Origin of the sequence: Nonomuraea sp. NPDC049655, assembly GCF_044465465.1 — a bacterium.
Taxonomy (GTDB): Bacteria; Actinomycetota; Actinomycetes; order Streptosporangiales; family Streptosporangiaceae; genus Nonomuraea.
On the sequence record NZ_JBITLS010000013.1, the window covers coordinates 266,089 to 279,110 of the forward strand.

The following is a 13,022-nucleotide window of genomic DNA, read 5'->3' on the forward strand; positions in this document are numbered from 1 at the left end:
CGTCCGGCCGGGTCACACCGGCCGGAAGTACCACAACTGCTGACCCGCGTACTCGTCGCAGGTCCACTGCTGGATGTTGGCGCCGTTGTGCGTCCAGCCGTGGTCGACGTCGAGGCACTTGCCGCTCTTCTGGTTCTCCAGGAAGTAGAAGGTGTTCCACCACGCGTCGGTGTAGGCGTACTTCCAGCGCCACATCTGCTGCGGGACGTTCACGCACTGCCACTGCTTCACGTTCGCGCCGTCGAAGGTGTAGCCGTTGTCGACGTCCAGGCACTTGCCGCTGTGCTGGGCGCGCAGGAAGAACCACTCGCTCCCGGGGGCCACCCGCTGGGACTGCCAGTGCTGCTGCGGGACGTTGACGCACTCCCACTGCTTCACGTTGGCGCCGTCGAAGGTGTAGCCGTTGTCGACGTCCACGCATTTCTCCGGCGCGGGGAAGCGCCGGCGGATCTCGAACAGGTTGGACCAGGGCTCGGCGAGCGTGCGCCCGCGGGCCGCCACGGCCCCGGAGGCCGGGGCCGCCGCCGACCACAGGGGCACGGCGACCGACACGACCATGATCACGGCCAGCAGCCCCCGGCGGCCGATCCGTCGAAGATGTACGCCCTTGCGCACCGCATGCTCCTTTCCGGTGTTCCGTCCTTTGCAGGGTGCGCCGGCGGCGGCGGGAGGGCATGAGTACCGCCCTACTCAGGTGGGCGGGCTGGCCATCGAGGGGTGGGAGCGTCCATGATCGGCTCATGCTCAGCACCAGTGAGGGCGCGCCGACGAGCGCCTACGTGACCCGCCGGCCGCTGCTCGCCGGCGCCAACCCGTACGTCACCCTCTACGACGGCGACGTCCCCACCGGGTACGCCTCCCTGTGGCAGGTCGACTGGTCCACGCACGGCGCCGGCGCGGTGATGGTGGTGTGGACGCCCGCCGGGCTGCGCGTCGTCAGCGACGACCCGGAGCTCGGGACATGGATCGAGGAGCACTTCGTCCGGCACTTCGACGAGGCCGCCGCGCTGCCGTCCTGGCCGGCCGCGCGGGTGCAGCGGGCCGCCGTGGACCTGCGCGTGGACCCCGCCACGGGCACGCACGCGACGGCGGCCGGCCTGGCGGTCAGCATCACCGGGCCGCTGGACGCCAGGCCGTTCTCGATGGCCGACTTCCCGCTGCTGGGCGTCAGCCACGGGCTGTCGATGCAGATCATCCCGTGCGAGCACGCCTCGATCACCGTGGACGGCGTCCCCGTGCCGGGCCGGCCGGCCGTCACGTGGCCCGGCGGCCGGCCCGTCTCCTCGGCCATCACCACCGTCCACGAGGCGTGGAGCAGGTGAGACCGGACGCCCGCCGCGCCCCGGCTCCGGGTGAGCGGCGGGCCAGCAGGGCGAAGCGGTGGGCGTGGGCGGTCAGCGGCCGGCCGCCCGCCATCCGGTCGTGCAGGGCGCGCAGGCGGGGGCCGTACCGGACGGCGTCGAAATCGGGGACCTGCCACGGCACCATCCGCAGGAACAGCACGAGCGCCCCGACGTCGTGGAACGTCGTCCGCACCCGTGCCCGCGCGCTCCACGTCACGGTGAGCCCGGCCTCGGCCAGCCCGGCGGCGGCACGGGCGAGGTCCCAGCCGCGGTACGCGAGCGGCGGCGCGCCCAGGGCCCTGTTGACCTCTTCGAGGTCGCGGCCGCCCACCTGCTGGGTGACGAAGACCCCGTCGCCGGCCAGCACGCGGCGGACCTCGCGCGGGTCGTAGGACTCGTGCCGGTTCGCCACCACGGCGAACGCGTCGGCGGGGAACGGCAGCACGTCGTCCTCCCGGATCGCGGCCACCTCGACCCCGAGCGGCTCCAGGCGGCGGCGGGCGATCGGCAGGTTGGGCGGGTGGCCCTCCGTGGCGGCGGTGCGCGGCGGCAGCGGCGTCAGCCCGGCCAGGAACTCGCCGCCGCCGGTTCCCATGTCCAGCAGCGAGGCCGCGCCGTTCAGCCGGTCACGCAGGAGGCGCTCGTAGCTCCAGGGCAGCGGCTCCTCCACGACCCGGCCGCGCAGGGCGGTGAAGTCCCAGCCCTCGATCGCCGCCGCCGACGCCCGCGCGACCAGTTCGCCGTACTCCATGGCCGTGATCGTCCCCGACGCCGCGGGCGCCCGTCACGTGGTTTTCCGACGGAGGTCGGGGGCGATCCGGGACTTTCGGCCCTGACCGGCGCGTCGTCCCGCCGGGAAGGGTGGAGGCAAGGGGCGGCCCGAGGAGCGGTACGCGCATGCGCGCGCCCCGGCTGCCGCCGTCGAGAAGCGACCCTCCTGTAAGGACGTGACCATGTGCAATTACTGCGGCTGCCGGGAGTTCCCACTGATCGGCCGCCTGTCCCAGGAGCATTGGGACATCCAGGAGTGCGCGGGGGCGCTGCGCCGCGCGATCGGGGAGCTGCGCCACGGTGACGCCGTGGCGCTGCTGGCGGACCTGATGGCCCGGCTCGTCCCGCACACCGACACCGAGGAGCGCGGGCTGTTCGCCGAGCTGCGCGCCGAGGGGTCGCTGGCCGAGGAGGTGGAGCGGCTGTGCGCCGAGCACGCCGACATCCACGGCATCCTCGGCGCGATCGACCCGGCCGCGCCCGACTGGCCCGCCGTGCTGGACGCCCTCGACCGCCTCCACTGGCACATCGACCACGAGGAGCACGGCCTGTTCCCGGCGGCCGTCATCATGCTGCCTCTGGCCGCCTGGGACCGCATCACGCCCGACCAGTCCCCGGCGACGACCAGCTGACCGGCTCACCGGCTGACCGGCTGACCGGCTGACCGGCTCACCGGCTCACCGGCTCACCGGCTCACCGGCTCACCGGCTCACCGGCTCACCGGCTCACCGGCTCACCGGCTCACCGGCCGAAGCGTACGCGTCCTCGCGGCGGCGGGTCGGTCCTCCGGCGGGTCAGTGCTGCGGTGGGGCGCCGACCTTGAACAGGCCGTGCGCGCCCGCCTCCGCCTGCCGCATCGTGTGGTCCACGATCGGGTACGTGCCCGCCGCCGGGAAGACCAGTTCGGCGAAGCCGCCCTGCGCCGGGGCCAGGTCGAGGGCCTGCGCGCCGCCCGCGTCCCCGGTGCGCAGCCGGTAGGCGCCCTCCTTATGGACCGTGTCGCGTCGATCGGCCTGCCGCTCTCTATCCGGATGTCGACCGGCAGTCCGGGCACCTTCCTGTCTGCGGCCGCCGAGGGCCGGTGGATCGGGGGCGGCGCCGCTCAGGCACGCCGGGCCCCCGTCCGGTCGAGGACCTCGTACACCGGGCGCCGGGGGACGCGCGGGACCGGCGGCCCGTACCCGAGCCTGATCAGCATCTGCACGTGCCCGAACGGGCCGGGACGGTCGCCGCGGTGCTGCGGCGGGCGCAGGTCGAGCGGCTGGCTGAACATCGAGGCCGCCACGCCGTGCGCGGTGGCGGTGAGCAGGACGCGTTGCAGGGCCTGCCCGGCGCGCAGCCAGTCGTGCGGGCCGTCCCCCTGGGTGAACAGGGCGACGAGCTGCGGCTCGGCCTCGAAGTCGGCGACCTCGCCGCCGCCGAAGCCGCGCATGGGCAGTTCGCCGGAGCGGGGGCGCGGGCCGAAGGCGTGGGCGGGGACGCCGTCGGGGCCGCCTGCCGGCCGGGTCCAGCGGGCCAGCTCGGCCCGGTAGGCGGCGTCGGCCGTCAGCGTGTCGTCGGCCAGGGCGACCATGTCCAGGACCCGCCTGGCCGTCCCGCCCTTGACGAGGAGGAGCGTGGCGTCCTCGTCGTGGGCGGCGTTGACCAGGTCGAGCAGGACGTCCCTGGGCAGCGGGCGGCGCTCGAAGGGGAAGCGGTTGGTGCGCCGGTGCGGGATCATGTCGTGCAGCAGCCGCTCGTCGGGGGTGGGCGGCCCGCCGGGCGTGGCCCGCACGGTCGCCAGCAGCTCGGGCCGGCCGCCCGGGTCGGGCAGCGGCAGGACGCCGGGGTCGTGCCCGGTCATCCGGACCGCCAGCCGCAGGTTGAACAGCGCGGCCCCGCAGCTGATGCCGAGCCCGCGTCCCAGGGGGTCGGTGACGGCGAGCAGCCGGTCGAGGTCGGCGTACAGCTCCATGGTGGCGTCGTCGAGGCGGCGGAAGCGCCAGGGCTGGGTGTTGTGCACCGAGGGCGCCGCGACGGCGGCGGCGACGATCCGGCGCACGCCGGCATGTGAGGCGAAGGGTCCGTCCCAGGGGCGGGCGAGGCCGGCGCCGGTCATCGCGGGGCTCCCGGCACGTCGGTTGCTGCGGGCATGTCTCCACGATGGCGCGGCCGGCGGTGCCGCCGTCAGGGACCAAAGTCCCTTTCCGCGCCTCCGATCGGCCATGATCAGGTGGCGGGCAGCGCGGCGGCCAGCAGCACGACGCCGATCGACCCCACCAGGGCGCTGACGGCCATCGTCCGGGCCAGCCGGGGTCGGGCGCGGGCGGCGGCCCAGCCGTGCAGGGCGGCGGCGGCCATGACGGCGCAGAACAGCAGGAGCTTGGCGGCCAGGACGCGGCCGTAGCCGGGTTCGGCGAGCGAGGCCCAGGTGACGCCCTTGTGCCAGGCGATGGCCACGCCAGTGGCGAGCTGGAGGGGCAGGAACAGGGCGGCGGTGAGCAGCCCGAACCGGCGGCCGACGGCGCCGAGCACCAGGGCGCGGCGCTCGTCGTCCAGCAGGCGCCGGGCCAGGGGCAGCAGGACGAGGGAGACGGCGAGCTGGCCGCCGACCCACAGCGCGGCCCCCAGCACGTGCAGGAAGCGCACCACCGCCCACCAGGTCATCGCGCGCCCGCCCGGTCGCCGGGCGCCGGCCGGCGCGGGATGCCGGTCGCGCCGAGGTGGAGCCGGGCGTAGAAGTCCTCCAGCGCGGCCAGGGTGCTGTTGATCGTGCTGGGGGCGTAGCGGCCGCGCAGCTCGCCGTGGTAGGCGTGGGCGGTGCGGACGGCCACGGTCGTGTCGGCCAGCGGCTCGCCCGCCAGCAGGCCGCGGTCGGAGGCGGCGGCGACCCAGGTCAGGTAGCGGCCGACGCGGCGCAGGTAGCTGGCCTTGCTGGAGGCGGCCAGCGGCGAGCCGGCCAGCGCGGCGGCGTAGGCGGCCAGCATCGTGTCGTAGGGCGCGGCCAGCGCGCCGGCCCTTCTCCTGTCATGCACGGGCGGCTCATACATGGGCGGCCAGTTCCTTCTGGTAGGGGAAGCTGCCGGGCTCGTAGGCGCACCACGGCTCCTCGCCGAGGACGTCCCCCGAGCAAGCGTAGGCGCGGGAGCGGGAGCCGCCGCAGATCGTGCGGAACTCGCACGCGCCGCAGCGGCCGGTGAGCCGGTCGGGGTCGCGCAGCGCGGTGAACAGCGGCGAGGAACGGTAGATCCCGGTCAGGGGCCGGTCGCGCACGTTCCCGGCGTCCAGCGGGAGGAAGCCCGAGGGGTGCACGGTCCCGGTGTGGGAGACGAAGACGAACCCGCGTCCGGCGTTGACGTCGACGGGCGGGCGGCGGGTGCGCCGCTCCTCGATCAGCCCGGCCTGTTCGGCGCGTCGCCGCAGGGTGCGGTAGAGCGGGCCGAGCCGGAGCGCCTCGGCGTGGTCCACGCCCTGTCCGGCCAGGATGAGCCGTTGCACGGCGACCCGCCGGAAGTGGTGCGCCTCGGTGGTCTTGACCGGGATCGCGGTGCCGACGTCGTGCACGAAGTGCAGCACGTCCTCGGTCTCCTGCGGGGTCAGGGCCGACAGGTCGCGGCCCCGGCCGGTGGGCACGAGGAAGAACACGCTCCACAGCAGCGCGCCCTCCCGGCGTACCAGGGCGGCGATGTCCGGCAGGCTCGTCAGGTTGTGGCGGGTCACGGTGGTGTTGATCTGCACCTTGAGCCCGGCTTCGCGGGCCGCCCGCCAGGCGCGCAGGGTGCGGGTGAACACGCCGTCGTAGCCGCGGAAGGCGTCGTGGACGGGCGCGGTCGCGCCGTCGAGGCTGAGCGAGACGGCGGCGGCCCCGGCCTCGCGCAGCCGGGCGAGGTTGGCCGGGTCGAGGGCGGGGGTGGCCGACGGGGACACGGCCGGGGCCAGGCCGCGGGCGCGGGCGTGGCGGACCAGGTCGAGCAGGTCGGGCCGCTCGAACGGGTCGCCGCCGGTGATCACGAACAGCGGCGGGGGCGTGCCGAAGTCCGCCACCTGGCCGATGAGCCGGAACGCCTCCTCGGTGGTCAGCTCCGCCGGATGCCGGTCGGGCACGGCTTCGGCGCGGCAGTGCAGGCAGGCCAGCGGGCAGGCGCGGGTGGCCTCCCAGATCACGATGAACGGGCCGGCGGCGACGTCGCGCCGGACGCGGCGCAGCGGCCGCCCGCCGGGTGGTGCGGTCATGCGGGTGCTCCTCGCAGGAGGTGGTCCACGACGTCGGCGGCCGAGTGGTCGTCGGGCAGGCCGTCCAGGAAGCCGAGGTCCTGGCCCAGGGTGAGCAGGGCGGGCTCGTGGTAGCCGTCGGCGCGGTGCTGGCCCAGGCCGATGGCGGCGGTCAGCCCGTTGCACAGGCACTGGCGGCCCTCGGCCTCCTCGGCGGGCCGGCCCTTGCGGACGTAGGCGTCCACGGGTTCGGCGGGGCAGCGGTAGCCGATCGCGCCGCCGGGCCTGAGGTACGGGGTGCGCAGGTAGCCCAGGTCGCACAGCCTGGGACGCCGGTCGAACACCTCGGGCTCCGACAGGGTGCCGGGCAGGCCCGCGACCTTGAACGGGAAGCCGGTGGGCGAGGCGCGCGGGTCGTTGCGCACCTCCAGCGCGCCCCGGCGGGCCCGGCTCAGCATGCGCCGCCGCAGGCCGTCGTCGAGGCCCGACTCCCGGCACAGCGCGAACGCCGTCCCGACCTGGATGCCGGCGGCGCCGGTGGCCCGCGCGCCGGCCGCGCCGCCGGGGGTGGCGTAGCCGCCGGCCAGCCAGAACGGCAGCCCGATCGCGGCGACCTTGGCGGTGTCGGCCTCGTCGCGCGGCCCGTAGACGGGTTCGCCACGCTCGTCGAGCACCAGCCGGCCGCGCGGCGGCGCGCTGTGCCCGCCGGCCACCGGCGTCTCCAGGACGAACCCGTCGGGCCTGGTCACCGGCGAGCGGGCCAGGTAGGCGGCCAGCACGTGCGAGGAGACGATCGCCAGCAACTTGGGACGCCGCAGCGGCCCGGCCGGGGCGGTCCCGGGCCACAGCGCGGCCGGGTCGAGGCCGGCCGTGTGGCGGGCGTCGCCGGCCTCGGCCACCGCGACGGCGAGCTCGGCCGGGCGGTGGGCGGCGAAGGCGTCGAGCAGCGCCGGGATCTCCGCCGGGATGCCGGCGCCCATCAGCACGTAGTCGACGCCGGCCAGCATCGCGCCGTAGGCGGCGGCGGGCGTGGCGAGCTGGATCTTCTCCAGGTAGTTGACGCCGACCGGCCCGTCGTGGCCCTGCTTGGCCAGGAAGACCTCGGCGAAGTTGGCGACCACGGCCAGCTCGTCGCGGGCCCGGCTGGGCCGCAGCCCGAGCCGGGGCACCGGCCGGTACGGCGTGCCGGGCGCGATCCCGCCGGGCACGAACCAGCGTCCGAGCACCCGTTCGGCGATCTCGGGGATGGGGAAGCCGGCCAGTGCCCGGCGCAGGTCGCCGCCGGGGTCGCCGCGCTGGAGGCGGCGGGCCAGGGTGACGTCCAGGGCGGTGCCCGACACCACGCCGAGCTGCCCGGTGCGGGCGACCGCGCGCGCCAGCCGCCACCCGGACACCGCGACGCCCATGCCGCCCTGGATCAGGACGGGGAGCCCGGCCTCAGACACGCCGCGCCCGCAGCGTGCCGGCCCAGGTGAGCACGTCGGCGTTGATCTCCCTGGCCACCTCGCGGGTGGCCAGGATGTGCACGACGTCGTCCTCGGGCAGCGTCTCGACCATGAGCGACAGGCCGTCGCAGTCGCTGACGTGCGGCAGGATCTCCCGTGCCAGGGCGACGCCCCAGGCGGCCTGGTTCTCGTCGATCTCGCCCAGGCCGTCGACCGCGGCCAGGTCGGCCAGCTCGGCCAGCTCGCGGATGTTGCGGATCGTGTCGTCGTGGTCGCTGAGCAGCTTGTCCACGTAGTGCGCGCCGAGGACGGACGTCAGGCCGGGGTACATGGCCTCCTCCTCGTAGCGGAAGTGCGGCCCGACGGCCGCCGACAGCGCCGCCACCAGTTTCCCGGCCCGCGCCGCGTCGCCGGCGCCGAAGGCGTCGATCAGCGCGAGCAGCAGGTCCCTGACCTCGCGGTGCTCGGCGTGGAAGGTCTCGGTGAAGTGATGGCCGATGGACAGCACACAGTCCTCCGGCTGGAGGGTTCCGGACGTCGCCGGTCGCATGGTTCCCGTCCCCTGTCACTCGTCGGCGGCGAGGGTGGCGCCGCAGGTCAGCAGGGCGGCGCCGGTGAGCGTCAGCAGCCCGCCGAGGCCGATGGCCAGGTTGCCGAGCTGCCAGGCCTGGTAGGCGTTGAGCAGGGAGGCGCGCAGCATCTGGCCGGTGAAGGCGGTCTGCCGCAGGCTCTCCAGCTCGGCGTCCGCGCCGCCCGCCGCGAACAGCTCGGCGCTGACCTGCGCGTACGTCCGGCCGCCGGTGGCGGTCAGCACGTTGCGGCCGATCACCTGGGCGTAGGCCCTGGCCTGCGGGCCGGTCAGGACGGCGCGGCCCTCGTGGGCGGCGAGCTCGGCGGGCAGCCCCTTGCCGGGGAAACTGATGGCCTGCCGGCGCAGCTCGTCGCGGATCTCGCCGCGCGCCTGGACGCCTCGGGCGGCCATGACGGGGCCGGCGGCCGCCATCGCGGCGCCGGCGGCGCCCAGCAGCGCCCTCGCCGCGCCTCGGACAACGCTCATCTCATCCTCCTGGTCACGTGGATCGCCGGTGGACCGGCGGGTGGGCCGGCGGGCGGGCCGCCTGGGCGGGCGGTCAGCCGGCGGCGAGCCACAGGTCGGGCCCGAAGACCTCGTAGTGCACGTCGCGGGCCGCCACGCCGGCCTTCAGCAGCGCGGCGCGCGCCTCGCGCATGAAGGGCAGCGGCCCGCACAGGTAGGCGACCGCGCCCTGCGGGATCGGCACGCCGCCGAGGTCCATCAGGCCGTCGCGGTCGGGGGCCTGGGCGCCGTGCTCGTACCAGAAGACGTGCTCGGGGGCCAGGCGGGTCATGTCCTCGCGCAGCGCGTGCCGGTCGGGCGAGCGGTCGGCGTGCAGGGCCAGGACGCGGCGGCGGGAGCCGGTGGCGGCGAGGTGGTCGAGCATGGCGACCATGGGGGTGCCGCCGATGCCGGCGCTCACCAGCACCAGCGGCGCCTCGGAGTCGTCCAGGGTGACGTCGCCGAAGGGCGCCGACAGGGTGAGCTCGTCGCCCTGGCGCACGGTGGTGTGCAGCAGGGTGGACACCTCGCCGGCGGGGTCGCCGTCCACGCGCTTGACGGTGATGCGGCGCAGGCCGTCGCCGGCGTTGGACAGCGTGTACTGGCGCAGCTGGCGCACGCCGTCGGGCATCTCGACCTGGACGCTGACGTACTGGCCGGGTCGGGCGGGCGGCGGGGGCTCCTCGCCGAGCGGGGTGAGCAGGAAAGAGGCGACGTCTGGCGTCTCCTCGCGGCGGCCGGCCACCCGCCAGCGCCGCCACGTGCGGCCCTCGACGGCGCCGGCGTCGGCGTAGAGGCGGGCCTCCATCGCGATCAGGGCGCCGGCCATCAGCCAGTACACCTCGTCCCAGGCGGCGGCGACCTGCGGGGTGACGGCCTCGCCCAGCACCTCGGCGATCGCGCCGAACAGGTACTTGTGCACGATCACGTACTGGTCGTCGGTGACGCCGACCGCGGTGTGCTTGTGCGCGATGCGCGCGAGCAGGTGGTCGGGCCGCTGGTCGGGGTGGTCCAGGAGGGTGGTGGCGAAGGCGGCGACGGAGGCGGCCAGCGCCTTGCGCTGCTCGCCGCTGGCCTGGTTGCCGCGGTTGAACAGGCCGTCCAGCAGGTCGGGCCGGTCGGCGAACATCGTCGCGTAGAACCGCTCGGTGATGGCGTCGAGCGAGGCGCCCACGACGGGCAGCGTGGCGCGGACGACGGCGGCGGATTCCGCGGACAACATTGTGACCTCCACAGTCCCAGGGGGGAGACCCGCGACCGCGGGCCGGACCCCAGGCTAGGGAGCGGGGCCCGGCCGCTGACCGGGGCGAACGTCCGCACTTGAAGGGCCGAAGGTCCCGGACGGGACATCCGGCCGGTCGCGGGCCGGTCGCGGGCCGGTCGCGGGCCGGTCGCGGGCCGGTCGCGGGCCGGTCGCGGGGGAAGATGGGACTTTCGTCCCTGCCGCGGGCGGGGGCGGGTGGGGGATCCTGGAGAGCATGCAGCTCGACTCGTCCGGACTGCAGGTGCTCTCCGAGGAGGAGTGCTTCCTGCTGCTGTCCTCGATGCCCATCGGGCGGATCGTGTTCACCGATCGTGCCCTGCCCGCCGTCCAGCCGGTGAACTTCTGTCTCGACGGGCGGTCCATCGTGATCCGCACCGCGACGGGGTCGAAGCTGGCGGCGGCCACCCGGCGGGCCGTGGTGGCCTTCGAGGCCGACGACTTCGACGCCGGGCGGCGTACCGGCTGGTCGGTCACGGCGGTGGGGCACGCGCGCGAGGTGACCGAGGCCGCCGAGCTGGCCCGCCTGGCTGAGTTGCCGCTGACGACGTGGGCGCCGGGCGACCGGGACCACTACATCGTGGTGGAGGCCGAGCAGATCTCCGGCCGCCGCATCGCGCCCGCCCGCGCGGCCGTCGGGTGACGGGTCCTTGACCGGGCGGCGCCGCCCCCTGGCCGGGGGCGGCGCCGGCGCTCAGTCCTCGTGCGCGGTGGTCACCAGGCCGTAGTCCCCGTCGTCGCGGCGGTAGAGGAGGCAGCCCGCCCCGGTGGCGGAGTCGGCGAAGAAGACGAACGGGAAACCGGTCAGCTCCAGCCGGTCGAGGGCCTGCCCGGCGGTGAGGCGGGGGGCGGGCAGCGGGCTGACCGAGATCCCCGCGCAGGTCGGCGCCGGCAGGTCGGGACGGGGGTCGAGCTGGGCGAGGCGGTAGCCGTCGCCGGTGCGGTAGATCACGCTGTCCTGGCCGGTCGCGGTCTCGGTGAACAGCAGGAAGTCGTAGTCGAGGTCGTCCATGTCCACCGCCGCCTCGTCGGGCACGGCGCGGGCGGCCGTATAGGTCAGGACGATCCGGCGTTCCCCGGCGGGCGGGGCGGGGTGGGGCGGACGGGGGTGGCGGCCGCGCCGGTTCTCCCAGTCCCGGGCGCTCTCCAGCAGCCGCGCCCGCAGCCGGTCGCCGAGCAGGTGGATGGCGGCGCGGGTGGAGCCGGCGCCGGCCCGGGCCCTGATGAGCCGGCCCTGGACGTCCACCACGGCCTCGGCCGTCCGCCGCTCCCCCGCGACCTGCGGTGTGGCGGCGAGCTTGACCGTCGCGCCGAGCACCGGCTCGTGGGCGAGCCGGGTCAGGTCGGCCACGGTGTGGCGGGCACGCCGCACGTCGGCCGCGCGCACGCCGCCGCCGCGGATCCTGACCTGCACGTCGTCGGCGTCAAGGGCGATGGGCCTGTGTCTCATTCGTGAACACCTTCTTCGCATCCGGTGGTGCTGATCCAAGCCTCTGCCCTGGGCGGACGCGGCGGCCAGAGCCGTAGGTCCTCCCGCGCGGGGACCTACGGCCCGCCGGGCGGCGGGCGGCCTCAGGAACGGCGGTAGCCGGGATGCACGCCCGGCGTCAGGCCCTGGTCGGCGGCGACCAGCTCCAGCAGGGCGAGCAGCTCGCCGCGCTGGTCAGGGCTGAGGCACGAGGTCAGGTCGGCCTCGTGCGCCATCGCGGTCCTCCTGATGTCCTCCATCACCTTCGCGCCCTGCTCGGTCAGGTGCAGCTCGTGGTTGCGGCGGTCGCCGGCCGAGCGGCGCCGCTCCACCAGGCCGGCCCGGTCGAGCGGGTCGAGCAGCGCGGTGACCCGGCTGGGCACGACGCCGAGGTCGGCGGCGAGCGACTGCTGGCTGCGGCCCGGCTGGAGGGCGATCATCCGCAGCAGGCCGACGTCGGACGGCGACAGGCCGAGCTCGGCGACCCGCGCGGCGAACCGGCCGGCGGCGTGCGCGCCGAGCTGCGCGAGCAGGAAGGCGACGCCCATCGGGCGGTTGCGGGACGCGGACACAGCGCATACTGTACTCCGCACAGAACCTTTCACAAGGGTGAACCTTTCTCTAGAGAGAAGCAATATGCGATGACCACCGAGATGACCACCGACCGGCCTGACTGGCCCAGACATCCAGGACTGGAGGGCAAGGTCGCCCTCGTCACCGGCGGTTCCCGCGGCATCGGCGCGGCGACCTGCCACGCGCTGGCCGCCAACGGCGTCCGGGTCGCGGTCACCGGCCGCGACACCGAGGCGGTGGACCGCGTCGTCGCCTCGATCACCGCCGAGGGCGGCCGGGCGCTGGCCGCGCCCGGCGACGTGACCGACACCGGCGCCCTGGCCCGCATCCGCGCCGAGGTGGAGGCCGCGCTCGGGCCGGTGGAGATCCTGGCCCCCTTCGCCGGCGGGCAGGGCGCGCCCGCGCCGACGGCGGGGCTCGACCCCGGCCGCTGGCGCGCCGTGCTGGAGTCCGACCTGACCTCGGTGTTCCTCACCGTCCACGAGTTCCTGCCGGGCATGCTGGAGCGGCGCGCCGGGTCGATCATCCTGATGTCGTCCACCGCGGGCCGGCAGCCCGGAGGCGCCAACGCCGCCTACGCCGCCGCCAAGGCGGGCGTGGTCATGTTCGCCCGGCACCTGGCCGCCGAGGTGGGCGGCGACGGCGTGCGGGTCAACTGCCTGGCGCCCTCGGCCGTGCTCAACGACAAGCTCGCCGCGCTGCCCGCCGAGCGGCTCGCCCAGCTCGCCGCGGCCTTCCCGCTCGGGCGCGTCGGCCGTCCCGCCGACGTCGCCCAGGCCGTCCTCTACCTCGCCTCGCCCGCCGCCTCCTGGGTGACCGGGGCGACCCTCGACCTCACCGGCGGACGGGTCTCGTGATCTACGCCGCGCACCGCCCGTCCCCCGCATCCACCGTC

Annotated in this window: 16 protein-coding genes; 4 read left to right on the forward strand and 12 right to left on the reverse strand. The window is 75.6% G+C overall.

What is annotated here, in order from left to right; genetic code table 11:
- Nucleotides 1-12 precede the first annotated feature (12 nt).
- Complete coding sequence (locus ACIBQ6_RS37030; protein ID WP_358300516.1) at nt 13-615, reverse strand: RICIN domain-containing protein; 603 nt, start codon at nt 613-615, stop codon at nt 13-15.
- A 125-nt stretch (nt 616-740) separates the two neighbouring features.
- Here ACIBQ6_RS37030 and ACIBQ6_RS37035 point away from each other — a divergent pair, with 125 nt between their 5' ends.
- Nucleotides 741-1,322 (forward strand): hypothetical protein, encoded by a 582-nt coding sequence (locus ACIBQ6_RS37035; RefSeq protein WP_397162972.1) that lies wholly within the window; start codon nt 741-743, stop codon nt 1,320-1,322.
- On the opposite strand, the gene ACIBQ6_RS37040 is transcribed toward ACIBQ6_RS37035, so the two are convergent.
- Nucleotides 1,291-2,094 (reverse strand): class I SAM-dependent methyltransferase, encoded by an 804-nt coding sequence (locus ACIBQ6_RS37040; protein WP_397217744.1) that lies wholly within the window; start codon nt 2,092-2,094, stop codon nt 1,291-1,293. The genes ACIBQ6_RS37035 and ACIBQ6_RS37040 overlap by 32 nt on opposite strands.
- Nucleotides 2,095-2,296: 202 nt before the next feature.
- Between ACIBQ6_RS37040 and ACIBQ6_RS37045 the strand changes: the two genes are divergently transcribed.
- A complete protein-coding gene (locus ACIBQ6_RS37045) occupies nt 2,297-2,746 on the forward strand; it encodes a hemerythrin domain-containing protein (RefSeq protein ID WP_397217745.1) in 450 nt (149 codons plus the stop codon).
- A gap of 470 nt (nt 2,747-3,216) precedes the next feature.
- Here ACIBQ6_RS37045 and ACIBQ6_RS37050 read toward each other — a convergent pair whose 3' ends face one another.
- From ACIBQ6_RS37050 to ACIBQ6_RS37085, 8 genes are all read right to left on the reverse strand, one after another.
- The gene (locus ACIBQ6_RS37050; protein ID WP_397217748.1) at nt 3,217-4,212 is read right to left on the reverse strand and encodes an Acg family FMN-binding oxidoreductase; all 996 of its coding nucleotides are present in this window, start codon (nt 4,210-4,212) and stop codon (nt 3,217-3,219) included.
- 110 nt (nt 4,213-4,322) lie between these two features.
- Nucleotides 4,323-4,760 (reverse strand): hypothetical protein, encoded by a 438-nt coding sequence (locus ACIBQ6_RS37055; protein ID WP_358300499.1) that lies wholly within the window; start codon nt 4,758-4,760, stop codon nt 4,323-4,325.
- On the reverse strand, nt 4,757-5,128 hold the full coding sequence (locus ACIBQ6_RS37060) for a hypothetical protein (protein ID WP_397217750.1): 372 nt from the start codon (nt 5,126-5,128) through the stop codon (nt 4,757-4,759). The genes ACIBQ6_RS37055 and ACIBQ6_RS37060 overlap by 4 nt, the downstream gene beginning before the upstream one ends.
- A 7-nt stretch (nt 5,129-5,135) precedes the next feature.
- Entirely contained in the window at nt 5,136-6,326 is a 1,191-nt protein-coding gene (locus tag ACIBQ6_RS37065; protein WP_397217753.1) for a TIGR04053 family radical SAM/SPASM domain-containing protein, read from the reverse strand.
- On the reverse strand, nt 6,323-7,750 hold the full coding sequence (locus tag ACIBQ6_RS37070) for a nitronate monooxygenase (protein WP_397217755.1): 1,428 nt from the start codon (nt 7,748-7,750) through the stop codon (nt 6,323-6,325). The genes ACIBQ6_RS37065 and ACIBQ6_RS37070 overlap by 4 nt, the downstream gene beginning before the upstream one ends.
- A complete protein-coding gene (locus ACIBQ6_RS37075) occupies nt 7,743-8,300 on the reverse strand; it encodes a hemerythrin domain-containing protein (RefSeq protein WP_397217758.1) in 558 nt (185 codons plus the stop codon). Before ACIBQ6_RS37075 ends, ACIBQ6_RS37070 begins: the two co-directional genes overlap by 8 nt.
- A 15-nt stretch (nt 8,301-8,315) precedes the next feature.
- Nucleotides 8,316-8,807: a hypothetical protein gene (locus ACIBQ6_RS37080; protein WP_358300485.1), complete on the reverse strand. Its 492-nt coding sequence runs from the start codon at nt 8,805-8,807 to the stop codon at nt 8,316-8,318.
- Nucleotides 8,808-8,880: 73 nt separating this feature from the next.
- Nucleotides 8,881-10,047 carry a globin domain-containing protein gene (locus ACIBQ6_RS37085; protein WP_397217760.1) on the reverse strand — a complete coding sequence of 389 codons (1,167 nt, stop codon included), beginning with the start codon at nt 10,045-10,047 and terminating at the stop codon, nt 8,881-8,883.
- A gap of 256 nt (nt 10,048-10,303) precedes the next feature.
- Here ACIBQ6_RS37085 and ACIBQ6_RS37090 point away from each other — a divergent pair, with 256 nt between their 5' ends.
- Nucleotides 10,304-10,729 carry a pyridoxamine 5'-phosphate oxidase family protein gene (locus ACIBQ6_RS37090; RefSeq protein WP_397217762.1) on the forward strand — a complete coding sequence of 142 codons (426 nt, stop codon included), beginning with the start codon at nt 10,304-10,306 and terminating at the stop codon, nt 10,727-10,729.
- Between the two features lie 51 nt (nt 10,730-10,780).
- Here ACIBQ6_RS37090 and ACIBQ6_RS37095 read toward each other — a convergent pair whose 3' ends face one another.
- Both ACIBQ6_RS37095 and ACIBQ6_RS37100 read right to left on the reverse strand, forming a co-directional pair.
- Nucleotides 10,781-11,536, reverse strand: a complete 756-nt coding sequence (locus ACIBQ6_RS37095) for a sigma 54 modulation/S30EA ribosomal C-terminal domain-containing protein (protein WP_397217764.1) — start codon at nt 11,534-11,536, stop codon at nt 10,781-10,783.
- A 122-nt stretch (nt 11,537-11,658) separates the two neighbouring features.
- Nucleotides 11,659-12,126: a MarR family winged helix-turn-helix transcriptional regulator gene (locus ACIBQ6_RS37100; protein WP_397217766.1), complete on the reverse strand. Its 468-nt coding sequence runs from the start codon at nt 12,124-12,126 to the stop codon at nt 11,659-11,661.
- Between the two features lie 69 nt (nt 12,127-12,195).
- Between ACIBQ6_RS37100 and ACIBQ6_RS37105 the strand changes: the two genes are divergently transcribed.
- Nucleotides 12,196-12,984: an SDR family NAD(P)-dependent oxidoreductase gene (locus ACIBQ6_RS37105; protein WP_397217768.1), complete on the forward strand. Its 789-nt coding sequence runs from the start codon at nt 12,196-12,198 to the stop codon at nt 12,982-12,984.
- Nucleotides 12,985-13,022: the final 38 nt, after the last annotated feature.

Excerpts from the sequence above, each read along its gene's own strand:
- ACIBQ6_RS37035 (WP_397162972.1), top strand. The coding sequence starts at position 741 with ATGCTCAGCACCAGTGAGGGCGCGCCGACGAGCGCCTACGTGACCCGC.
- ACIBQ6_RS37055 (WP_358300499.1), bottom strand. The coding sequence starts at position 4,760 with ATGACCTGGTGGGCGGTGGTGCGCTTCCTGCACGTGCTGGGGGCCGCG.
- ACIBQ6_RS37085 (WP_397217760.1), bottom strand. The coding sequence starts at position 10,047 with ATGTTGTCCGCGGAATCCGCCGCCGTCGTCCGCGCCACGCTGCCCGTC.
- ACIBQ6_RS37095 (WP_397217764.1), bottom strand. The coding sequence starts at position 11,536 with ATGAGACACAGGCCCATCGCCCTTGACGCCGACGACGTGCAGGTCAGG.
- ACIBQ6_RS37075 (WP_397217758.1), bottom strand. The coding sequence starts at position 8,300 with ATGCGACCGGCGACGTCCGGAACCCTCCAGCCGGAGGACTGTGTGCTG.
- ACIBQ6_RS37090 (WP_397217762.1), top strand. The coding sequence starts at position 10,304 with ATGCAGCTCGACTCGTCCGGACTGCAGGTGCTCTCCGAGGAGGAGTGC.
- ACIBQ6_RS37080 (WP_358300485.1), bottom strand. The coding sequence starts at position 8,807 with ATGAGCGTTGTCCGAGGCGCGGCGAGGGCGCTGCTGGGCGCCGCCGGC.
- ACIBQ6_RS37065 (WP_397217753.1), bottom strand. The coding sequence starts at position 6,326 with ATGACCGCACCACCCGGCGGGCGGCCGCTGCGCCGCGTCCGGCGCGAC.
- ACIBQ6_RS37040 (WP_397217744.1), bottom strand. The coding sequence starts at position 2,094 with ATGGAGTACGGCGAACTGGTCGCGCGGGCGTCGGCGGCGGCGATCGAG.
- ACIBQ6_RS37050 (WP_397217748.1), bottom strand. The coding sequence starts at position 4,212 with ATGACCGGCGCCGGCCTCGCCCGCCCCTGGGACGGACCCTTCGCCTCA.
- ACIBQ6_RS37045 (WP_397217745.1), top strand. The coding sequence starts at position 2,297 with ATGTGCAATTACTGCGGCTGCCGGGAGTTCCCACTGATCGGCCGCCTG.
- ACIBQ6_RS37105 (WP_397217768.1), top strand. The coding sequence starts at position 12,196 with ATGACCACCGAGATGACCACCGACCGGCCTGACTGGCCCAGACATCCA.